2 protein-coding genes are annotated in these 24,921 nt (G+C 72.6%); both read right to left on the reverse strand.

From position 1 onward, the window contains the following. Positions 1-23 precede the first annotated feature (23 nt). Positions 24-3,212: an ACP S-malonyltransferase gene (fabD, locus tag ACTWQF_RS23015; RefSeq protein ID WP_443281518.1), complete on the reverse strand. Its 3,189-nt coding sequence runs from the start codon at positions 3,210-3,212 to the stop codon at positions 24-26. Then, positions 3,209-24,910: an amino acid adenylation domain-containing protein gene (locus ACTWQF_RS23020; RefSeq protein WP_443281545.1), complete on the reverse strand. Its 21,702-nt coding sequence runs from the start codon at positions 24,908-24,910 to the stop codon at positions 3,209-3,211. The genes fabD and ACTWQF_RS23020 overlap by 4 nt, the downstream gene beginning before the upstream one ends. Between the last annotated feature and the right edge of the window lie 11 nt (positions 24,911-24,921).

Raw genomic sequence — 24,921 nt, forward strand, 5'->3', positions numbered from 1 at the left:
TCGCCTGCCTCTTTCTTCGCTGGTCACTCGCTCTGGCTCCGCTGCGTCTCGTGGAAACTCCGCAGCCGGGCCGTGATGTGGGCCGCAGCGCCCTCCATGAGGACGTCGGAAACGGCCTCGACCGTCCGGGCCCGCCAGGGGTGCAGGTCCGTACCGGCGACCGCCTGGTTGAAGGCGCCCATCGCCGGTCCGCAGTGGACGAGGTGGTCGACCTTGGACTGCCGGTCGCCGGTCACCGCGAGGCGGAAGCCGCGTTCGAAGTAGCCGCGGAACAGGGCGGCCAGCTCCGCCTTCGGGTCCGCGCCCGGTGCCGGGGCCCAGGGTGCGGGATGCTCTCCGCCCAGGTAGCGGTCGAGGAGCTGAGCCCTGGTGCCTGCGTCGAGCTCGGCGTACGAGGCATGGCGGCGCCACAGGTCGTACAGCTTCGCCGCCCGCGCGGGGAAGAACAGCCCGCGCTTCACATAGCGGGCCTGCACCCCGAGCTCGAAGAGACCGGCGTACGGCGCGGTGTCCACGTCGTACTCGTGCACCTGCTGGAGGAGGTCCTTGACCTGGTCGCTGGTGGCGGCCTCGACCGAGCACTGGTTGACCGACCCGGTCAGCACGAACTCGGCGCCGAGGAGGAAGGCCGCGGCCGCGGCCTCGGGAGCGCCGATACCGCCGGCACAGCCCACGTGCACCCGCGGGCCGGGCAGCGCGGCCTCGTCCCGCAGCCGGAGCACCGCGGGGAGTAGGGTCAGCAGATCCGTGCCGTCGCACAGCCAGCCGCCGTCCGCCTCGACGCAGAGGTCGTCGGCCATCGGGCGGGACGCCGCCGCAGCCGCCTCGGCCTCGGTCACCGCGCCCGCGGCCAGCAGCCGCGCGACCAGCGGCTCGGGAGGCGGGGCGAGGAAAGCGGCGGCCATGTCGGTCCTGGAAACCTTCGCCAGGACCCGGCCGCCCTTGAGTCGGAAGCGCACCAGCTCCTCGGTGATCAGCGGAAAGCCGGACGTCTCCACCAGGTCAACGCCGTGCCGCAACAGCTGGTCGACCAGCGCGGCTTCCTGCTCCGGAGCGCCGTGCCGGTAGAGGAAGTTGACACCGACGGCGGCGCCGGGCTCCAGCTCGCGAAGCTGTCGCTCCGTCTCGGCCGGGGTGAGTCCGCCCGTGCCGAGGAAGCCGAGGAGCCCCGCCTTGGCCGACGCGCGCAGCATCTCCGGGCCCGAGATGCCGCCGTACATCGCCCCCATGGCATAGGCGCGGCGCAGCCCGTACCGTTCCCGGAAGCTCCGGGCGCCGAGTTCGTCGGCGGTGAGGGCGACGGTGGGTTCGGTGGCGGCCGTGGGCTCGGGGCGCCGTGCCGCCGCCGTCGGGAGAGGGTTCGGGGCGGTCCTGATGCGCGTGACCAGTTTGGTGAGCACCTGTCCCGGGCCCAGCTCGACGAACTCGAAGTCGCCGTGCCGCATCACGGTGCGTACGGTCTCGGTCCAGCGGACCGGGGAGGCGATCTGTGCCGTCAGGCGTTCCTTGACCGTGTCGGCCGTGTACGGCAGGGCATCGACGTTGGCGAGCACCGGGACCGTCGGGGCACGCAGGGTGAAGCCGTCGAGGAACCGGGCGAACTCCTCGGCCACGCCACGCATGTACCGGGAGTGCAGCGGCGCGTTGACGCGGAGCCGAACCGCACGCGCTCCGGCTGCCTCGAAGGCGGCACACGCCGCGTCGACCGCCTCGCCGGGACCGGAAACGACGAACTGGTCGGGGGCGTTGTAGTTGGCCAGGTCCAGCGACGCGAACGCGGGGTCCGCGAGCGTCCCTACGACGGTTTCCTCGTCGACGCCGACCACCGCGGCCATGGCACCGGCGTCGGCAGCGGCCATCAGCTCGCCGCGCCGCCGCACCAGCCGCAGCCCGGTCTCGAAGTCGAAGACTCCGGCCGCGAACAGCGCCACGTACTCGCCCAGGCTGTGTCCGACGAGGTGGTCCGGCGGCACGGGGTCCTGTGCCGTACGGTCCAGGTAGGACAGGGCACCCACGACGTAGAGCGCGGGCTGGGTGAACTCCGTGTTGCCGAGCTTGCGTTCGGGATCACTGACGCACAGTTCCTCGATCGAGTAACCCAGCACCTCGTCAGCGAGCGCCGTCTCCGCGGGAAACCGCGGGAACAGCTCCTTGCCCATTCCCCGCCGTTGCGAGCCCTGTCCCGGAAAGCCGTAGACCTTTCCGACGGGGCCGCGGGATTCCTCCATGGCATGCACCTTCCGTGGTGTCGTCCGGACGGCATGCGTCCGCTTCCGGACCCCGTCGAGCAGCGCGGTGTCCTTCTCGAACTGGCTGAGCAGCGGCAACGAGGTCGCATGCGCTTCCGCCGGGAGGAGCTGGCGGAGGAAGTTGTGCAGGGTCCCCGCGGGACCGAGGTCCAGGTAGAGGAAGTCGTCCTTCTCCCGCAGACCGGCGATGGCTCCCTCGAACTCGATGGGCCGCCGGGCGACACGCCAGAAGTGATCCGGGGTGACCCGCTGCACCGTCCCGCCGTCCACGCAGGAGACCCAGGGGAGGCGTGGCGGCGCCAGCGTCACTCCGTCGAAAGCCTCCCGGCAGGTGTCGAGCGCCTGGTCCATCAGGCGGGAGTGGAAGGCGTACTCGACCGGCAGCCGCACGTGCAGCACGCCGGCGTCGCGCAGCGCCGCCTCGGCCCGGGTCAGATCCGCCTCCGGGCCCGAGACCACGAAGCTGCCGGGATAGTTGCGTGCGGCGATCTCGCACACCCGCAGCTCGGGCACGCGGTCCAGTACGTCGATCCCGGTGAGCACGGCGAGCATGCCGCCGGGTGGGCTCGCGCTGACCGCGTCGGCCTGTCGTACCAGCAGCCGCAGACAGTCGAACGGGTCGAGGCTGCCCGCGACGACGGCAGCGGCGTACTCGCCGAGGCTGCAGCCGAGGACGTAGTCCGGCTCGATGCCCTCGGCGCGCAGGGTTTCCGTCAGCGCCAGCTCGATCATGACGATGCCCGGGTGCGTGATCCGGGTGTCGAGGAGGGGGTGGTTCCTCGGCTTCGCCGGGTCGAAGATCCGCGCGAGCACCGACTCGCCCAGCTCCCCGGCCACCGCCTCGTCATAGCGGAGCAGCGCCGTACGGAACACCTCGTTGGCGTCGTAGAGCTCCTTGCCCATGCCGTAGTACTGCGAGCCCTGCCCGGAGTACGCGAACACGATGGGCTGCGTCCCGTTCATCGGTACCTGTCCCAGAACAGGCTGCTCGCCGCAGTCTTGGATTCGGTGGTTCCTCGGATGACGATCCTCCGGTTCAGCACGGGTTCCGGCAGTGGTGCCTTTGTGGGGTGGGCGGCTTCGGGCGCGGGGCCGAGAAGCACGTGTGCGTTGGTGCCGCCGTCGGCGAAACAGTTCAGTGCCGCGAGGCCGGCCGTCCTGGGCCACGGCCCAGGTTTCCTGGGGAAGTTCAGCGGCGACGTGGCCAGGTCGAAGTGTTCGAGCGGTTCCTGTCCGGAGCCGAACGGCACCTGCTCCCGGTGGTGCAGCATCAGGACGACCTTGATGAACGCTGCGATACCTTCCGCGGCCAGCGGATGGCCGATGTTCGGCTTCACCGAGCCGAGGGAGACCGGATGTGCCGTGTCGGTGCCGTAGACCGCTTGCACGGCCTTGAGTTCGAGCAGGTCGGTGACGACGGATCCGGAGCCGTTGGCCTCCACCCAGCCGACCTCCTGAGGACTGTGTCCGCCGGCCGCCAGCGCCTCGGTCATCACCTGCTTCTGCGCCTCCAGGTTCGGAGTGGCGGGCCCCGCGGTCCGGCCGTCGTTGTTGATCGCGATGCTCTTGAGGACCGCGAGCACCTGGTCTCCGTCGGCCTGCGCCTTCGTCAGGGGCTTGAGGACGACTGCGCCCGCTCCCTCGCCGAGGACCAGCCCGGAAGCCCTGCGGTCGAACAGGTGGAACTCGGTGCCGGAGCTGAGCAGTCCGCGCTGGGCGAAGATCTGGTGCGCCCGATCGTCGGCGAGCAGGTTCACCCCGGCGACCACCGCCGACTCGACGCTGCCCGCGCGCAGGGCCTGCGCGGCCATGTCCATCGCCACCAGGGCCGAGGAGCAGGCGGTGTCGACCACGATGCCCGGTCCGCGAAAGTCGAAGAACTGGGAGATGTTGGCGGACAGATAGTTCTGGCCGGTGACCATCACGGGGTTCTTCGCCTGGTCCACCAGCGCGTCGTCGGGCGTACGGGTCGCACGGCCGCCGACGTACACCCCCACACGGCGCCCCTTGAGCTCCTCCGGCCGGTAACCGGCATGGTGCACGGCCCGGTTGACCTCTTCGAGGAGCAGCAGCGCCTGCGGGTCCATTGCCGCGACATCCGCCTCCGACAGCAGGAAGGACTCGGGGTCGAAGCGCAGCTCGTCCGGGAGCAGCCCGGCGTGGTAGCCGGTCAGCCCGGCGAAGCGCTGCTCGGGGAGCGGGCGCAGTGCCGAACGGCCCTGCCGGAGCAGCTCCCAGTACTCGCTCGCGGATGCGGAGCCCGGGAACCGGCAGGACAGGCCGACGACCGCGATGTCGTCCCCGGCGAGACCCCGCCGCTCCGGGACGGGCGCCGCGGCGCGGGGTGCGGCGGCCGGGCCCGTACCGGCGGCGGCTGCCTCCCGGGCCACGGGGTCCGGGGTGCCGGGTGAGGACTGGCCGAAGACGGCGACCAGCTCCTCGGGGCACTCCCCCGCGAGATACTCCGCGAATTCGTCGGCGGTCGGGTACTCCAGCAGGGCCGACGGGTCGAGCGACACGTCGAGCTGCTTGGCGAGGGTCTGCACGAGCTGGGTGACGAGGATCGAATCGATGCCGAAGTCCTGGACGGGCACATCGCCCGTCAGTTTGGCCCGGTCGAAACGGAGCTCCAGCGCGAGCCGGTCGAGCAGCCACGAGGCCACCGCGTCCTTCGCGCCTTGGAGATCGGGGTCACCGGCCGCCGCCGTGAGGGGGGCGGGTGCCGCCGACCGCTCGGGCGCCGCCGACATCCGCTCGGGGGCCGCGTCCAGCCGGCGGGCCGTCAGCAGCTCGGGACGCCAGTCGGCGTCCGGGCGCACCACAGCGGGCAGGACCACACGCGCGTCGGCGGCCAGCGCGCGGTCCAGCAGGGCGAGTCCCTGCGCGTCCGAAAGAGCCGCCAGCCCGGATGCCCGGTAGGCGGCGCTGCGCACCTCCCCCATGCCGGTGTCCCGCCAGCTCGGCCACTGCACACTGACCAACGGCAGTCCGTACGGGCGCGCTTGGGCGACCTCGTCCAGATAGGCGTTGGCCAGCGCATAGTCGCTCTGCCCGACAGCGAGTGCGGGGACCGCGGCCGTGACCGAGGAGTACAGCACGAAGAAGCTCAGCGGCTCGGCACGGAAGCACGCCGCCATCGTGTCGAGGCCGAAGATCTTCGGGCCGGTCACCCGGGCCATGCCCTCTGGAGTCTTGCGGACGAAGGCGGGGTTCTCGGAGTCGGTGGTACCGGCGCAGTGGACCACCCCGCCCACCGGGCCCAGTCTGCGCTTCACATCGGCCAGGGCCCTGGCAAGTGCCTGCTCGTCGTCCAGAGGGACGGCCAGCACCTCCAGCTCAACTCCCCGCTCGGCGAGCTCGGCCAAGGGGCGCAGCTTGCGGCCCAGCGCGGTGTCCGCGGCGATGTGCGCTGCCCACTCGGCCCGTGGCGGCAGTTCCTCACGGCCGGTGAGGGCCAGCTTGCGCACCCCGTGCCGGGTGACGAAGTGCTGGGCGGTCAGCAACCCGATTCCGCGGGTGCCACCGGTCACCCAGAGCACGTGGCCGTCCGGGACGCGCGGTGGCTGCTGCGCACTGTGCGGCAGTTCGCGCAGCAGCGAACGGTGCCGGACGCCCTCCCGGTAGGCGACCTCGGCCTCCTCGCCGTCGACGGCGAGTTCATCGGCCACCCACCCGCACATCTGCTCGTCCGCGCACGATCCCACGTCCACGTGGCGGGAGCGCAGATGGCGGTACTCGCTCTGGAGCATGCGGTACAGGCCCACCCGGGCCGCACCGCCATGGCCGTCCTGCGAAGTACGGGACACCAGCACAGTGCGCAGGTCGCGCTTGCCCCGGTCGACCACGTGCTGGAGCCAGCGGAACCAGGTGGACAGCGCCGCGCGGTCGACGGCGGTCACCGACCCGGCGCAGCCCGCCAGGTCGACCACCGCGTCGAAACGGTCCCAGCGGGTGCTGCCGGAGGTCAGATCGGCGTCGAGCTCCGTCATGGTGAGCACTTCGGCGGCGGGCAGCGCGGCGGCCAGCCGCTCGGCAAGTGCCTCGGTGCCCGGCGCGGCCAGCACGGCGGTGCGGCCGGGCAGGGCGAGGCGTGCCGCGGGCTCGGCGGGAACCCAGTGCCTGGTCAGCAACGACCCTCCGGCGGGTACGGCTTCGAGCACCGCCAGTTCGGCGTCGGCCGCCGCCAGCCAGACCCGCTCGCCGCCGAAGGGATAGCCGGGCAGCGGAACCCGTCCGGGCCGGGACCCATGGTGCAGCGCCGACCAGTCGACCTGTCGGCCCGAGGTCCAGGCATCGGCGTAGGCCGCAGGATCGGTGGGCGGCGCCTCGCCCTTGGTGGGCCGACGTGGATCGACCACCCCCGTCCAGCAGTCGGCGGGGGTGCCGCCGGTGACGAACTCGTCCAGTCGCGCGGCCAGTTGCCCGAGGTCGGCGAAGCGGACGGCCAGCCGGTGGGCCATGGCCTCGCGCCCGGACTGCAGCGTCCATGCGACCTCATGCGGCGCCGACCCGGCTCCCTCGGCGCGCAGATACGCGGCCAGCCGGCGCGCCTGCTCCGTCAGCCGCTCGGCATCCCGCGCTGACAGCACGGCCAACTGCGGCCCGGCCGGAGCAGTCGGCTGCGTCGGCGCACCGGGGTACTCCTGCAGGATGATGTGCGCGTTGGTGCCGCCGGCGCCGAAGGAGCTCACCCCCGCGGTCCTGGCCCGCTCGGTGCCGTCTTCGAGCACGCGGCGCGGCCAGGGTGCCAACTCGCGCTGGACCTGGAACGGGGTGGCGGCGAAGTCGATGTTCGGGTTGAGCTCTTCCGAGTGCAGCGACGGAACGAACTGGCCGTGGCGCATCTGGAGCAGCAGTTTGGTGATCGCGGCGATCCCGGCCGCCGACTCGGCGTGCCCGATGCTGGACTTGACCGAGCCGATCGGCAGCTTCTCCTTGGGCACATCGCCGTCGAAGGCCCGCAGCAGGCCGGTGATCTCCACCGGGTCGCCGAGAGCCGTACCGGTGCCGTGTGCCTCGATGTAGTCCAGGTCGGCCGGGCGCATCCGGGCCCGGTCGAGCGCAGACCGCACCAGGTCACCCTGGGCCTTGGGGCTGGGCACGTTGAAGCCCCGGCCGGTTCCGCCGTGGTTGACCGCGGTGGCCTTGACCACGGCCAGCACCCGGTCACCGTCGGCGAGAGCCGCATCGAGGCGCTTGAGCAGGACTGCGCCCGAGCCCTCGGACGGGACGTAGCCGGTGCCTCCCTCGCCGAAGCTGCGGCAGCGGCCGTCCTCGGAGAGGAAGCTGCGCCACGCGAGTTGGATGTACTTCGCCGGGTGGGTGGAGATGTTGACGCCGCCCGCAACCGCCGTCTCGCAGTCGCCGTCGCGGATGGCCTGGCACGCCTGGTGGATGGCGACCAGCGCGGAGGAGCACATCGTGTCCACGGCGACACTGGGGCCGGTGAAGTCGAAGAAGTACGACACCCGGTTGGCCACCGAGGCGTAGGACGAGTGCGGGGGCAGTCCCTCGCCGCGCAGCGCCTCCTGAACGCCGTACAACTGGTACTGGCCGTACATCATGCCCGCGAACACACCGGTGCGGGAGCCGCGCAGGCTTTCGCGGGTGTAGCCGGCGTCCTCCAGCAAATGCCAGACGGTCTCCAGGAAGACCCGCTCCTGCGGGTCGGTGTGCTCGGCCTCGATCTGCGACATCCGGAAGAACAGCGGGTCGAACCGGTCGGCGCCGCGGATGAACCCGCCCCACTTGCCGTAGGTCTTGCCGGTGGCGGACTTGTCCGCGTCGTAGAACCGGTCATGGTTCCACCGGTCGGCCGGTATCTCCTCGATGCAGTCCACGCCCGCGCGCAGATTGCGCCAGAACTCCTCCACGTCGTCGGCCTGCGGATAGCGGCCCGCGACACCGATGATCGCGATGTCGTCGCCGCTCGCTTCGGGCCCCACGGCGCCGGTCGCCGCGTCCGGAGCCGGTACCGCCTCGACGGTGGCGGGCACGGCCTCGGACGTGGTGAACGCATCCGGGTGTGCTTCGGCCAGGTGGTCGACCAGTTCCTCGGCTGTCACGTACTCGAACAGCAGGGTCTTCGACAGGGGACCGAAGCGCTCTTCCAGCCGCTGGGTCACGCTCATGGTGATGAGTGAGTCCACGCCGTAGTGGTCGAAGGACTCCGTGAGGTCGATGTCCGCCTCGGGGAGCTTCAGTTCCTCCGCCAGGACCCGGAGCACCAGCCGCTCGGCCTGCTCCCGTGCACCGGCGGTGTCCTGCTCCACGGCGGCCGTGGCCTGCGGCGCGCCGGCGGTGGCATGCGCTGGTACGGCGGTCGCGTGTGCTCGTACGGCGGTGGTGTGCGCTGGTACGGCGGTGGTGTGCGCTGCGACGCCGGGGGTTGCGGGGGTGTGCGCCGACCTGCCGTCGAGCGCGGTGAGGATCCGGGCGGGATCGCCCGGTGCGAGCAGCAGCCTCGGCGCTGTACCGGCCAGCGCGCGCTCCAGCGCCTCCAGCGCCGGTGCGGTACGCAGCGGACGCATACCGAGCACGCGCTCCACGTACTCCTCGGCAGCAGGTGCGATCCGCATGGCACCGTCGGCCCAGACCGGCCAGGCCGCGGCGAAGGTACGGCCGTGCCGCGCGCCTTGGCGGCGCAACTCCTCGCGCTGCTCGGCGAAGTGGTCGAGGAAGGCGTTGGCGAAGGCGTAACCAATTTGGCCCGCGTTCCCCAACGCCGCCGCCGCGGAGGAGAACGTCACGAAGTAGTCCAGCGCGTCGTCCCGCGTCGCCTCGTCCAGCAGCACCGTGCCGTGCACCTTGGCGGCCAGCACCGCGTCCACGTCAGCGCGGTTCTTGCGCTGCAGCAGGCCGTCGCCGAGCACTCCGGCGGCGTGCAGGATGCCGGACACCGAGCCATGGGCCTCACGGGCCTCGGCGATCAGTGCGCGCACCGCCGCGGCATCGGACACGTCAGCGCGCACCACCCGGGCACCGATGGCCTCGATCCGGGCACCGGCCTCGGGACCGGGAGCGGACCGGGCGGCGAGCACGATCCCGCCGCGGGACAGTCCCGCCTCCTGCCGCACCTTGGCGATGTGCTCGGCGAGCAACAGCCCCAGCGCACCGGTGCCGCCGGTGATCACATGGGCGCCCGGACCCGTGAACGCCGAGGCGCCAACGGCCGGAAGGCCCACCTCGCGCCAGGAACGGCGGGCCCTGCCCGCGGCGTCGATCCGCACCTCGGGCTCGCCCTGGCCGCCGAGCTCGTCGGCCACGGCGTCCGCGAGGGAGCCGGACGCGACGGTCAGCACGCCGAAGTCGATCGCCGGGTGCTCCAGACGTACCGAGCGGGCGAACGCTGCCATGGCCGGGTGGGCCGGCGAAGCGGCCGCTTCGCGGTGCACATAGAGGTAGCGCAGTGCGCCGCGCCGCTGCCGCTGCCACACCTGGAGGAACGCCATGGCGGTGTGGAAGCCGTGCTCGACGGCGCTGCCGGGATCGGTGCTCTCCCCGGCCAGGTGGACCACATGGGCGGGCGGGGTCTCACCGTCCCCGACCGCCGCCTCGGCATCGAAGCCGTCGCCGAGCACGATCCGCCGGGTGTCCGCACCCGCGGCAGTCAGCGCTGCACTCACCTCGGCCCCCTCGGAGCCCGCGTCCAGCACAGTTACGTTTCCGTACGGTTCGTGCTGCGCCCGCGGGGCGGGCTGCCAGGCCGGTTCGAAGGCGGTCACCGCGTCCTCTGCAGCCGAAGCAGCCGAAGCACGCTGCGCATCCTCCGCGTCCGGCCGGGGCACCGCCCGGAGCGTGAAGGCGTCGATCGAGACGACCACCTCGCCGGTACGGTCCAGCAGCGCCACGTCGAAGCAGAGCGTTCCGGCCGACGACCGACGCGCCGAAGGAGTGGCATAGGCGTACATCCGCTCGGGCAGTTCCGCGTGGAGCCGGACCGAGCCCAGCGAGAAGGGCAGATACGGCAACGGCTGCGCCAGGTCGTCGGCGCCGGACGCGAGCAGGCCCGCCGTCTGCAAAGCCGCGTCGAGCAGCGAAGGATGGAACACATAGGCGCCCGCGTCCGCCACCCGGCCCGCGGGAAGGCGCAGTGCCGCCAGCGCCTCGCGGTCCCCCACGGCGAGTTCCTCGATCACCTGGAAACTCGGACCGTAGTCCATGCCCAGCCGGGAGAAGAGCCGGTAGCAGCTCGCGCCGTCGCGGACGTCCGTGCAGCGCCCGCGTACACCTGGTACGTCGATCCGGGCGGGACGAGGCTCGGGCGCGCCGAACAGCAGCGTGCCGCGCGCGTGCCCACGGGGGCCGCCCTCCGCGCTGTGCACCTCGAAGGACGTGCCGGCCTGGTCGTCACCGAGGCGGACCAGCAGTCGCTGTTCCCCTCCGCCCGCGGGCAGCCGGACCGGCGCGGCCCACACCAGGCCGTCGACACCGCGCACCGGCGAGGCGGCGGACAGTTCGCCGGCCAGCCGGGCGATCTCCAGATACGCCACGCCGGGCAGCACCGGCTCGCCGCCCACCACGTGGTCGCGCAGGAAGAACTCCCCGCCCGTGAGCGTCTTGGCGAACGAACGCTCGCCGGGCGCCGAGAGGTCGGCGTCGAGCAACGTGGGGTGGAGCCGGGCCGCGGCCCTCTCCGGAGCCGCCACCGGTGCCGGGCCCGGGGCGAACCAGTGCCGGGTACGGGCGAAGGGGTAGCTGGGCAGATGTACCCGGCGGCGGGCCGCGCCCTCGTGCAGGGGCGTCCAGTCGACCTCGGCGCCGGCCACCCACGCGTCCACGACGGCGGTCAGGTCCCCGGTCGCGGTGACCTTGGGCCGGGTCGCATGCCGCTCGGCCCGCCCGGTGCGCACCCCCGACGGGCGGCCGGCCAGGTAGGCGACCAGTTCGGACCGCAACCCGGCCACGCCTTCCGTCACCACGGCGAGCCGGTGGGCCATCGGCTCACGGCCCGTCTGCAAGGTGTACGCGAGGTCGCCCGGCGGGACGCTCCGGTCCCCCAGGTGGTCGGCGAGCCGCTGCGCTGCGCTCCGCAGCGCCTCGGGTGTGCGGGCGGAGAGCACGTACGCCTGCTCGGCGGCCTCCTCCTCACGAGCGTCCGGCATCTGTGATTCCTCCAGCACGATGTGCGCGTTGGCTCCCCCGAAGCCGAAGGAGCTGACCCCGGCACTGCGTGGCAGCTCGCGTCCGGCGGTGTCGCGGCGCCGCGGCCAGGACCGGGCAGTGGCGGCCACCTCGAACGGGCCGCCGTCGAGTTCCAGATAGGGGTTCTGCTCCTGGAAGTGCAGGCTGGCCGGGATGGTGCCGTGCCGTAGCGCGAGTACGGCCTTGAACATCCCGGCGATGCCCGCGGCGGCCTCCAGGTGGCCGATGTTGGTCTTGACCGAACCGATGGCGCAGCCGGGCGCCTCAGCCGTTCCCTGCTCCGCGCGCAGCCGCCGGAAGGCGGCGGACAGACCGGCGGTCTCGATCGGGTCGCCCAGCGCGGTTCCGGTGCCGTGCGTCTCTATGTAGCCGACGGACTCCAGCGGTACGCCGGCGGCGCGGTAGGCGTCGACCAGCAGATCGGCCTGGGCGTCCGGGTTGGGGGCCGTCAACGACGTGGTCCGGCCGCCGTGGTTGGTCACGGCCGCCTTGACGGTCGCGTGCACCGCGTCGCCGTCGCGCCTCGCCGGGCCCGCCGGCTTGAGCAGCACCACGCCGACGCCCTCACCCCGGACGTAGCCGTTCGCCCGGCTGTCGAACGCCTTGCAGCGGCCGTCGGGGCTGAGCATCTCGCCCTGGCTGAGCACCTCGTACACGGTCGGGGTCAGGATGAGGTTGACGCCGCCCGCGATCGCCAGATCGCAGGTGCCGTCCTGGAGCGCGGCGCACGCCTGGTGAACGGCGGTGAGCGAGCCGGAGCAGGCGGTGTCCACGGCCATGCTGGGCCCACGCAGATCCAGCAGGTAGGAGACCCGGTTCGGGATCATCGACAGCGCCGCGCCGGTGGCCGTGTGGCCTTGGGGACCGTGTCCGGCAGCCCGCTGCGCCTCCAGATAGTCATTGTTGGCGACGCCGATGAACACCCCGACGCGCTTCCCGGCCAGCTCGGACGGGCGGTAGCCCGCGTCCTCGATGGCCGCCCAGACCACTTCGAGCAGCAGCCGCTGCTGGGGGTCCATCAACTCCGCCTCCCGGGGTGAGATCCCGAAGAAGGCGGCGTCGAAGCGGTCCACGTCGGGGACGAAGCCTCCTCGGTAGGAGGAGGAGCGCGACTGGTCCTGCCCGTCCCAGCGCTCCGCCGGAACGTCCTGGACCAGATCGTCCCCGGCGGCCAGATGGTCCCAGAACTCCTGGAGGTCCGACGAGCCCGGCAGCCGTCCGGCCATGCCGACGACCGCGATGTCGTCGCCGCGCCGCACCTCGGCCTGTGCCTCGGCGGGGCGCGGTTCGACGGCGGCGCGTACTTCGGCGCCGGCGCTTACTTCGGCAGCGTGGACCGGTGCGGCGGCGCCGAACCGCGCGGTGAGCTCGGCGGGATGCTGCTCCCACAGGTGCTCGGCCAGCGCGTGGAGCGTGCCTCGGCGGTAGAACAGTGTGGGGTAGACCTCGATGCCGTAGGCGTTGCGCAGTTCGGCACTGAGCGCGGTGAAGCTCACCGAGTTCATCCCCACCTCGCCGAGCGGGGTGTGTGCGCCGATCTCCTCGTGCGGCAGCCCTGCCAGGCGGCCGACCGTGTGGGCCAGTTCGGCCACCAGCGCCTCGACGCGTCCCGCGGGTTCCGGGGCGCTCTCGGGCTGTCCGGCGGCGGTGGCGCCGAAGCGCGCCCGCAAGTCGGCCAGCGGCAGTGTGGCCAGCGTGCTCCGGTCGACCTTCTCGTTGAGCGTGTGCGGGAAGCCGGTGACCGGGATCAGCACGTCCGGGAGCATATGAGCCGGCAGCCAGGCCGCGAGCTGCTCCCGGGTCGGGTCGGCGCCGCCGTCGGCACGTACGTAACAGGCCAGCAGCGAGCGGTCGCCGCCGCCCTGACCGCGTGCCACCACCACGGCGTCGCGGACCCCGTCCAGGCGCCGCAGGGTCGCCTCGATCTCTTCCAGCTCCACGCGGTGGCCACGCACCTTGACCTGGGAGTCGATCCGGCCCAGGTGCTCGATCCGCCCGTCGGCCGACCGGCGGACCAGATCGCCCGTGCGGTACATCCGGGCCTCGGGCCCGGCCGCGAACGGGTCGGGCAGGAAGCGCTCGGCGGTCAGTTCGGGGTGGCCGGGGTAGCCGTCGGCCACCCCGTGGCCGCCGATGTACAGCTCGCCGGGCATACCCTTCGGGACGGGCCTGCGCGCGCTGTCGAGCACGTACAGCGCGGTGTTGGCGATCGGGGCACCGATCGTCACCCGCTCACCGGGGCTGAGCTTGCACGCCGCCGACCAGATGGTGGTCTCGGTGGGCCCGTAGAGGTTCCACACCGCGCCGTTGCCGGCGAGCAGCTGTTCCGCGAGGTCGGCGGAGAGCGCCTCGCCGCCGCACAGCACCGTGAGCCGGGGGTTCCCCTGCCATCCGGCGGCGAGCAGCATGCTCCAGGTGGCGGGGGTCGCCTGGATCACCGTGGCCGCACTGTGCTCGACCGCCTCCCGCAGCCGCAGTCCGTCCTGGGCCACCTCGGTCGGCAGGATCTCGACGGTGCCACCGCTGATCAGCGGCAGATAGAGCTCGAGCCCTGAGATGTCGAAACAAGCCGTGGTGAGCGCCAGCAGCGTGTCGCGCGGCCCGAACCCGGGCTCACGCGCCATCGACCAGAGGAAGTTGGTCAGCGCGCGGTGCGGGACACGGACGCCCTTGGGCCTGCCGGTGGAACCCGAGGTGTAGATCACGTACGCGGCGTCCGACGGCTCCGAAGGGCCGGGCGACGGAGCTGCGGGCGGCTCCAGGCCCCCGTCGACGAACAGCCGGGGCACCGCGTCACCGCAGTCGGCCTCGACGGCGGAGTGCGTGAGCAGCAGGTGCAGTCCGGCGTCGTCGGCCATGTACGCGAGCCGCTGCTGCGGATATGCCGGGTCGAGCGGTACGTAGGCGCCACCTGCGGCCTGCACGGCAAGCAGGGCAACGGGCAGGTCGACGTCGCGCGGAAGCAGGACGCCGACGGTACGGCCCCGGCCGACACCGGCGGCGCGCAGCCGGGCCGCGAGCGCTTCCACCCGCTCGTGCAGCTCGCGGTAGGTCAGCTCCCGCTCCTCGTCCCGGGCCGCCACCGCCTCCGCGCGTGCCTCGGCCTGGCTCCGCACCAACTGCCAGACCTGCTTGTCGGCCGGGTAGTCGGCACGAGCGGGCGGCGCGAGCATCGCCCGCTCGTGAGATGTCAGCAGATCCAGCTCGCCGACCGCGGTTCCCGGGGTGCCGACGGCGGAGGCCAGCAGCGTGACGAAGTGGTCCCCGAGGCGCTCCACCGTGGCGGCGTCGAAGAGGTCGGGGTTGTACTTGAGGGTGTACCGGCAGCCTTCGGGGCTGTCGATCAGGTCGAGGGTCAGGTCGAACTCACCCTCCTGGTGGACGCCGTCGACCCGGTCCCCGACCAGGCCGTCGTTCCGCATGTCGCGTGCCCAGTTGTGGAAGTAGAAGGCGACATCGAACAACGCGTCCGTCGCGCCGGGGGCCTCCCGCTTCAGTTCCTCGGTGAGGGTGATCAGCGGGTAGGCGCTGTGCTCCAGCGCGCCGAGGACCGTCCGGTGGATCCGGCGGACCAGATCGCGGAACGGCTCCCGGCCCTCGACCCGCTCCGCCACGACGACCATGTTCATGAAGTAGCCGAGCACGTCGTCGTAGCCGTCGGCGGGGCGGTTCGCCGTCGGTGTGCCGACGGCGATGTCGGCCTGGTCGCTGTAGCGGTGCAGCAGCGCGAAGAAGCTTGCCAGCATGACGCTGGACAGCGAGGTGCGCTCCCGCGCGGCGAGCCCACGAGCCCGCTCGGACACCTCCGCCGGGACGCGGCCCTCGACGCTGGCCCCCCGGAAGCTGGGCACGGGCGGGCGCGGCCGGTCCAGGGGCAGCGGAACGGCGGTCGTCCGGCCCCGTAGCCGGTCGGTCCAGTACGTGCGCAGTCGCTCCCCCGTGGGACCGGCGAGGAGGTCGCGCTGCGATGCCACGTAGTCGGCGAAGGTGTGGTCGGGCCGGTCGGCCGACAGCGGACGGCCCTCGCGGACGGTGCGGTAGCCGCGGTCGATCTCCTCCAGCAGCAGGGGGATGGACACCCCGTCCAGCACCAGGTGGTGCACGTTCAGCAGCAATGCCTGCGAGCCGTCGCCGAGGGTGTACAGCGTCGCGCGCAGCAGCGGGCCGTCGGCCAGATCGAACGGCCGGCGCATGTCGGCACGCAGCCGTTCGCGGAGGTCCTCTTCCGAGACGGAGGTGAGGAAGACCTGCTGGAACGGCAACTCGGGTTCGGCCGCGATCCGGATGTACGGCCCGTCCTTGTCGGTGCGGACCGTTGCCCGCAGTTCCTCGTGCCGGTCGAGCAGGTCCTGCAGGACGACGCGCAGGGCGAGCACGTCGACGTCGCGGTCGAGCCAGAAGGCCAGCGGCAGGTTGTAGGCATGGTTCCCGGGGGCGATCTGCTCGATCACCCACAGAGCGCGCTGCCCCTCGGACATGGGATGGGTCGACTGCTCCGCGTCCGTGCGGGGCCGCAGGACCCGTTCCGCCTCCGCTGCGGCCGGAGAACTCGCGGCGACGGCGGGCACGGACACGGCGGGAGACGCGTCGGCGACGGGCACGGACACGGCGGGGGCCGCGGAGACGGAAGCGGCGGAGACGGCCGCCGCGGGACCGGTGGGAACGGCGCTGTCGGCAGCCGCGGTGTCGGCCAGCCAGCTCGACGTCAGGTGCGCCGTCAGTTCACGCAGCGTCGGGCGCTCGAAGAACTCGTCCAGCGGCACCGCCACACCGAACTCCGCGTCCACGGCGGACACGATCCGCAACCCGCTCAGCGAGTCGAAGCCGTAGTCCCCCAGCGGACGATCGGGATCGATCGCCTCGTCCAGCTTCAGGATCCGCTCCAGCAGCTCCCGGAGCCGGTCCTGCATGCCGTCGGCGGTCCCGGAACCCGCACCAAAGACCATCACCCCCTCAGGAGGTGACGCCACCGCGCCGGGTACGACACCGTCGCTCTCCGCGACGAGCACCCTCTGGCCCAGCTCGGCGCCCTCGGCGCCGCGTGCACTGACCTGCGTGTAGCCCTCTTCGCCGAGCAACCGCTTCCAGCTCTCCGGCGGGGCCAGCGGTGAGCCGTGGACACGCAGTTCGCTGTCCTCGAAGGCCCACCAGCCCTCCATCACACCGCCGCCGACGGTGAGGTACGGCCGGATGGAGGTCAGTTCGTTGAGCACCAGCAGGCCGCCGGGCCTGAGCAGTGACTTGATCTTGCGCAGCGTGGCCCGCAGGTTCTTGGTGGCGTGGACCACGTTGGTGGCCAGCACCACATCGGCCGAACCCTGCGCGAACTCCTGCTCGTTCAGTTCGCGCTCCAGGTTGAGGAGCTGGAAGCCGACGAACGGGTGCTGCGCGGCGAAGCGCTCGCGGCCGTACTCCAGGAAACGCGGCGAGATGTCGGTGAAGGTGTAGCCGACCCGGTCGGCGTGACCGGCCAGTGCCGGAAGCACGCACTCGGTGGTGGCACCGGTCCCGGCACCCAACTCCACGATCCGGACCGTCTCGTGGCCCGGAAGATGCGGCAGCCGGGCTTCGACGAAGCGCCGCACGGAGTCGGCGACGAGCTGGTTGAAGAAGTCGGTGAGCGGGTTCCCCTTGTACAGGTCCTGCACCAGCTCCATCGAGGAGTCCGGGAACATGACCTCGGTCCCCACCAGCTCGGCGCGCAGGAGCTGCGGGTACGCATGCAGGAACGCGCGGTTGAGCGAAGCCGTGGGCTCGACGTCCGGGCAGTCGCTCACCACGCGGTCGAACTCGGCCTCCCAGCGGCCCGCTCGGCCGACCGCGGCGGTGGTGGTGACCTGGTCACCCTCGCGGGTCAGATACCCGGCGTCCGCCAGGAGACCGAGCAGCGCCTGATGCAGCCGCCGGAACTTGTCCCTGATGTGGAGCCTGCCACGCAGTTCCTCGCCGTGGTGCTGCTCGCCCGGACGCTGGAAGACGCCCATGCGCTGGTAGGCGCTGAGCACCCCGGACACCGAGGCGGCGTCCAGCGCCGCGTACCCGTCGAGCACCCGGGTGACGGCCGGATCGAGGACCGACGCGGTGTCGACGGCCAGCGCCGCGGCGGGGAGCGGGGCCCCGCCGGCGGGCGGCCGGGGGATCCAGCAGCGTTTGCGGGCGAAGGGATAACCGGGCAGTTCGATCCGGCGGGCACCCGCCAGGGTGATCCGCGACCAGTCCACCTCGGCCCCGGTCAGCCAGCGCTCGGCCACCGCCGTCAGATCACGCCGGGTCAGCGCATGTTCCAGCGCTTCGGCCTCGTCCTCGTCCGGCCGCACCCGGATGCGCGTCACCTGGCCGGTGAGGACCCGGTCCTCGTCGCGCCCCTCCGCGTACGCCTCCAGCAGCCGTACGGCCTCGGCCACCGAACCGGCGGACAGGGCCAGCCGGAACTCGTATGCGGTACGGCCCGATTGGAGGGTGTGGGCGACATCGGCGAGCCGCAGCTCCGGATCGGCGGCTGTCTCGGCGGGCGGCATGAGAGGGGCCACCGCCTCGGCGACGGCGCCGAGGGTGTCTGCGGCCGTCGCTGCCGGGGGCAGCTCCGTGCCCAACTCTTCGGCCAGCAGCGCGAAGAAGTGGGCGCGCTCCGCCATGCCGAAGCCGCAGTCGACCAGGTCGTCCGCCAGGTCGAGGGAGTCCGGGGCCACGTCAGCGATCTCGGAGGCCAGCCGCAGGCACAGACGCCCGGCGTCCGCCAGCGCGCCGCCGGTCGCCTCCGTCCCCCGCGGCGTCCCACCGCGCAGGTGGGCCGCCAGGTCCGCCGAGCGGACCTGGAGCCGCTCCTCGGTCTTGGCGGAGAGCACCAGCAGCTGCTCCTGGGTGTCCTCCACCGGCTCCGGCGCACCGGTCGGCACGTACTCCTCCAACGTCACGCAGGCGTTGGCCCCGCCCGCGCCGAAGGAGCTGACGACGGCACGCAGCGGCAGCTCGGCGGGGGTGCTGTCCGTGCCGTCCCCGCCCCCGTCCCGCCGCTCCAGCCGCGTCCAGGGCTCCAGGGTCTGCTGCACCTCGAACAGTGTGGCGCCGAAGTCGATCTCCGGGTTGCGGCGCTCCGAGTGCAGCGACGGCGCCAGTGCTCCGTGCCGGAACTGCAGCAGCACCTTGGTCAAGCCCGCGATCCCGGCTGCCGCCTCCAGATGTCCGATGTTGGACTTCACCGAACCGATCGCCACCGTCGGCCGCTCCACACGGCTCGCCGGGTCGACCGGCCCGCCGAACGCCTCGACCAGGCCCGCGATCTCGATGGGGTCGCCGAGGTGGGTACCGGTGCCGTGCGCCTCAACGTAGCCGATGGTGTCGGCGCCGAATCCGGCGCGGGTCAGCGCTCCGCGGATCACGTCGGCCTGCGCTGACGCCTTCGGCACGGTGTAACCGCCCGCGTCCCCGCCCGCGTTGACGGCGGAGCCGCGGATGACGCCGAGGACGCGGTCGCCGTCGGCGATCGCCGCCGCCAGCGGCTTGAGCAGGACGGCGCCCACGCCCTCGCCGTCGACGAAGCCGTCGGCGTCCGCGCCGAACGCCTTGATCCGGTCGTCCCGCGAGAGCATCCCGGCCCACGCCAGGCTGCGCAGGTGCTGGGGGTGCAGGATCAGATTGACGCCGCCCGCGAGCGCGGTGGCGCACTCACCGGACCTGATGCTCTGGCACGCCAGGTGGATCGCGGTCAGCGAGGCCGAGCACGCGGTGTCCACCGCGAGGCTCGGGCCGGTGAAGTCGAAGAAGGAGGACACCCGGTTGGCGACCGACCAGTGGTGGGAGTGCGCGTCGGTCGGTACGCCGAGCGCGTTGGCCTCGCCGCCCATCCACGCGTAGTCGTTGCTCATCACCCCGGCGAACACTCCGACGGGTCCCTGCGCTGCGAGCCGGGCCGCCGGATAGCCGGCGTCCTCGAGGGTCGCCGCCGCGGTCTCCAGGAACAGGCGCTCCTGGGGGTCCATCGCTTCGGCGTCCGCGGGCGAGATGTGGAAGAACAGCGGGTCGAACGCGTCGACGTCGTCGATGAAACCCGCCCACTTGCTGTAGGAACCCCACGTGCCGGTCGGGTCGTGGTGAGCGTCCGCGTCCCAGCGTTCTTCGGGGACCTCGCGGATACAGTGCCGGCCCTCTGCCAGGTTGTCCCACAGCTGGCCGACCGTTCCCGCGAGGGGGTAGCGACCCGCGACGCCGATGATCGCGATGCCGTCGCCCTCCCCTGCCCCGGGGAGGAGGTGCCCCTGTCCGACGTCCGCGGACTGCGGATTCGTCGTGGCCGGTCGCGCAGTTCCCCGCGCCCCTTCGGGGCGCGTCTCCCCCTGCGGCGCTTGGGAGGTCTGGGCCAGAGGCCCGGGGCTGGCAAGCGCAGCCCCCACGCCGGGTACGCGAGATCCGCCGGGCAAGCCCGCGGCACCGCCGAGCTTGGCGGTGAGGTAGTCCGTCAGGCGGGTCGGGGTGCGGTGTTCGAAGATCAGGGTGGCGGGGAGGCGGAGGCCGGTGCGGGCGGCGAGTTTGTTGCGGAGCTCCAGGGCGCTGAGGGAAGTGAAGCCGAGGCGCTGGAAGTCGGCGTCGGGGTCGATGTCGGCCACCGAGTCGTGCCCGAGCGCCGCGGCGACCTCCCGCCGGACCAGCTCGCTGACGAAGCGCTCGCGCTCGGCCTCGGTCATCGCCTGCAGGCCGGTGCCCTCGCCGGCGGTGAGGGCGAGGGGCCCGGCGGAGGTGGCGGCCGTGCGCCGACGGCGGGCCGGGGCCAGTGCGCGGAACAGCGGCGGGAGCGTGCCCTGCGCGGAGTCCAGTGCCGTGAGGTCCAGCCGGGCCGGGAGCAGGTGGGCCCGGTCCGCGCCGAGGGCGGCGTCGAGAAGCGCCAGCCCTTCCCCGGTGGCCAGCGGGCGCACGCCGGCACCCGTGAGCCGGGCCAGATCGGCCGCGCCGAGCCGGCCGGTCAGGGCGCTGCGCTCGGCCCACAGACCCCAGCCCAGCGCCAGCGCGGGCAGGCCCAGGCCGCGGCGGTGGTGCGCCAGTGCGTCAAGGACGGCGTTGGCCGCCGCGTAGTTGCCCTGACCCGCGGTGCCCAGCGTGGCGGCAACCGAGGAGAACAGCACGAAGGCCGACAGGTCGAGGCCCTCCGTCAGCTCGTGCAGGTTCCAGGCTCCGTCGGCCTTCGCCGACAGCACCGCCCGCAGCCGCTCCGGTGTCAGCGAGCCGATCACGCCGTCGTCGAGCGCTCCAGCGGCATGCACAACGGCACGCAGCGGGCGGTCCGACGGGATCGAGGCCAGCAGTTCGGCGAGGGCTTCCCGGTCACTGACGTCGCACACGGCCGACGACGCCGTCGCCCCTGTCGCGGTCAGCTCGTCGGCGAGCTCCTCAGATCCTTGGCGGCTCACCAGCACCAGGTGGCGTACACCGTGCTCGGCCACCAGATGCCGCGCCACCAGTCCGCCCAGCGTGCCGGATGCCCCGGTGATCAGCACCGTGCCGTCGGCCGGGAACGCGGGTGCCGCGGGCTCCTCGGGCAGCGTGGCGCGTGCGAGCCTCGGCACACGTATCCCGCCATCGCGCACCAGGAGTTGGGGCTCACCGGACGCGAGCAGCGACGGCAGCACCTCCGACAGGCCCTCGGCGTCGTCGGCATAGTCGGTGTCGACCAGCACGATCCGGTCCGGGTTCTCCGTCTGCGCCGACCGCACCAGGCCCCATACGGCGGCAGCAGCGGGATCCACCTCCGCGGCGCTCCCGAGGCCGCCCGCCACGGCCCGGCGGGTGGCCACCACCAGGTGACCGCCGCCGGTCTCGGCCTCGGCGAGCCAGCTCTGCAGATCGCTGAGCACCTCGGAGGTCACCGCCTGGATCCTGGCGGACGGGTCGCCCTCCGCGGACGGGCAGTGCAGCACCGTGACCTCTGCCGGGTCGGCCACGGGCACTGGCAGCGCTGAGCCGGGCCGCGCGGGAACCCAGTTCAGCTCGAACAGCGCGTCGCGGCCCGCGAGGGCCTGCTGTGCGGCACTGAGCGGACGCAGCGAAAGGGAGTCGGCCGACAGGACACCGCGGCCGGTCCCGTCGGCGATCCGCAGGGCCACCGAGCCGTCTTCCAGAAGGGTGATGCGCGCCCGCAGGCTGGTCATCTCCGCCGCCGCTGCCGGGTCCAGCAACCGCACGCCGTTCCAGGAGAAAGGCAGCGCGGGTTCGGTCTCCAGGTCCAGCGCCGCGTGCAGGGCGGCGTCGAGCAGCGCGGCGCGTACCGGTTCGGCCAGTGACACCTCGGCGAACAGCTCGTAGCCGTGCCGCCACAGCGCCCGCAGGCCCCGGAAGCCAGACCCGTACTCCAGGCCCTGCGCGGCCAGATCCGCGTACCAGGAGCCGAGATCCGCCTTCTCCGCGTCAGGAGGCGGCCAGTTGACGAAGTCCGCCGAGTCCTGGTCCGCCTCTCTGGCGGCCTCGGTGAGCGCTCCGGTCGCGTGCAGCCGCCACTCGGCCTCGGAGCCGCGGGCGTACAGCCGCAGGGGCCGGAAACCGTTGTCGTCGGCGGGTTCCACCAGCAACTGGATCTCGACCTCGCCCTGCTCGGGCACCACCACGGGCGCCAGCAGAGTGAGCTCGTCCACGGCGTCCGCCGCGTCCAGCGCTGTTCCGGCTTCCAGCGCCATCTCCAGCAGGGCTGTCCCCGGCACCACGACACGGCCCCGCACCCGGTGTCCCGCCAGCCATGGGTGCGTACGCAGGGACAGCCGTCCGGTCAGTACGGTCCGCTCGCCGTCCGCCAGTTCGACGGGCGCGCTCAGCAGCGGCTCGGGCGCTTCCAGCCAGTAGGGCTTCTGCTCGAAGGCGTAGGTGGGGAGGTCCACGGTGCGGACACCGGTGCCGTCGAACGCCTGCGTCCAGTCGACCGCAACGCCGTGGGCGTGGAGCCGGGCCATGGACAGCAGGAACCGCCGGGGCGCGTCCTCCTCACGGCGCAGGGTGTCCGCCACCACGACACCGCCGGCCGAGGCGGCATCCACGGTGTCCTCGACCGCCGTGGTCAGCAGCGGGTGCGTGCTGACTTCCACGAACACCCCGAAACCGTCGGCGACCAGCGCCCGGACCGTCTCCTCGAACCGCACCGGCTCCCGCAGATTCCGGTACCAGTACGCGGTGTCCAGCTCCGTACCGTCGAGCGGGCCGGCCGTCACCGTCGAGTAGAACGGCACCTGGGCCCGGCGCTGCTGTACACCGGCGAGCACGTCCGCCAGCTCGGCTTCCAGGGCCTCGACGTGCGCGGAGTGGGCGGAGAAGTCCACTCCCGGGACGTTCCACCGCATCACTCCGGCCTTCGCCAGCACGCCCCCGAGTTCCCGCAGCGCGTCGGGGTCGCCCGAGACCACCACCGTGTTCGGGCCGTTCACCGCCGCCACCGAGATCCGGTCGCCGAAGGGCTCGACCCGCTCCCGCACCCAGCCTTCCGAGGCCACGATCGACAGCATCCCGCCGCTGCCGCTGAGCGCCCGCAAGGTGCGGCTGCGCAGTGCGGAGATCCGTGCGCCGTCCTCGAGGGACAGCGCGCCGGCCACACAAGCGGCGGCGATCTCGCCCTGGGAATGGCCCACCACGGCGGACGGGACCAGCCCGACCGAACGCCACACCTCGGCCAGCGAGACCATGACGGCCCAGAGCGCGGGCTGCACCACGTCCACCTCGGACAGCGCCGCCTCGTCATCGAGGACCTCGGACAGCGACCAGTCGACGTGGGCGCTCAGCAGCCGTTCGCACTCGTCGAGTTGTGCGGCGAACACCGACGAGTACTCCCGCAGCGCCCGCGCCATCCCGGCCCACTGCGCGCCCTGGCCGGGGAACACCCACACCGTGCCGGACTCGGGAGCCACTGAGCCCTCGACCACCCGCGGCAAAGACTCGCCTGCCGCCAGCGCGGCCAGGCCCTCCATGAGTTCGGCACGGTCCTCGGCGACGACCACGCCGCGGTGGTCCAGCGCCGAACGGGTCGTGACCGTGGAGAATCCGACATCCACCGGGTGCGCGTCCGGGTCCGACTCCACCTGCTCCAGGAGCCGCCCCGCCTGGGTCCGCAGGGCCGTCCCGGTCACGCCCGAGACCACCACCGGCACCGGCGCCCCGACCGCCGACCGGGCCTCGTCGGGCTCGGTGACCGGCGGCTGTTCGAGGATCACGTGCGCGTTGGTGCCGCTGGCGCCGAAGGCCGACACCCCGGCCCGGCGCGGGCGTTCGGCCTGCGGCCACGGCCGCTGCTCGGTCAGCAGCTCGACCGCGCCCGCCGACCAGTCCACATGGCGCGACGGCTGCTGGACGTGCAGCGTCCGCGGCAGCACACCGTGCCGCATGGCCATCACCATCTTGATCACGCCGCCGACGCCCGCAGCCGCCTGGGTGTGACCGATGTTCGACTTGAGCGAGCCGAGCCACAGCGGTTCCGTACGGTCCCGGCCGTACGTGGCCAGCAGCGCCTGCGCCTCGATCGGGTCGCCGAGAACGGTGCCCGTGCCGTGCGCCTCGACGGCGTCGACGTCGGCGGGAGTCAGCCCCGCCGAGGCGAGCGCCTGCCTGATCACCCGCTCCTGCGACGGCCCGTTCGGGGCAGTCAGCCCGCTGGACGCGCCGTCCTGGTTCACCGCCGAGCCGCGCAGTACGGCCAGCACCCGGTGTCCGTTCGCCTGTGCGTCCGACAGCCGCTCCAGGACCAGCATGCCCACGCCCTCGGACCAGCCCGTGCCGTCGGCCGCGTCCGAGAACGCCTTGCACCGCCCGTCGGGCGAGAGAGCGCGCTGGCGCGCGTACTCCACGAAGGTCCTCGGCGTGGACATCACCGCCACGCCGCCCGCCAGCGCCAGCGAGCACTCACCGGACCGCAGCGACTGCGCCGCCTGATGCAGCGACACCAGCGACGACGAACACGCGGTGTCCACCGACACGGCCGGGCCCTCGAAACCGAAGGTGTAGGCGACACGGCCGGACGCCACACTGGGAAGGCTGCCGGTGAACAGGTGGCCCTCGAAGCCGCCCGCGTCCTGCGCCAGCCGTGACGCGTAGTCGCTGTACATCACCCCGGCGAAGACTCCGGTGCTGCTGCCGCGCAGGGACGTCGGAGCGATACGCGCGTGCTCCAACGCCTCCCAGCACGACTGGAGCAGCAACCGCTGCTGCGGATCGGTCACCAGCGCCTCTTTCGGCGACATCCCGAAGAAGGCCGGGTCGAACTCGGCGGCGTCGTACAGGAATCCGCCGTGTCGGGTGTAACTGGTGCCGGTGCGGTCCGGGTCGGGGTCGTAGAGCCCGTCGAGATCCCAGCCACGGTTCACCGGGAATTCGGACACCGCGTCCACGCCGTCGACGACCAGCCGGTGCAGCTCCCCGGGCGACGTCACGCCTCCGGGGAACCGGCACGACATGCCGACGATCGCGAGGGGCTCCTGGCCCGCCGACTCCAGCGCGTCCAGCTTCTGTCGCGTCTGGCGCAGTTCGCTGGTAACCCGCTTCAGATATCCGAGCAGCTTCTCGTCGC

The sequence above is a fragment of the Streptomyces sp. 8N114 genome (genome assembly GCF_052245835.1).
In the GTDB taxonomy this organism is placed as follows: Bacteria; Actinomycetota; Actinomycetes; order Streptomycetales; family Streptomycetaceae; genus Streptomyces.

Bases quoted from the DNA above. Each gene is read 5' to 3' on its own strand.
- fabD (WP_443281518.1), bottom strand. From the start codon at position 3,212: ATGAACGGGACGCAGCCCATCGTGTTCGCGTACTCCGGGCAGGGCTCG.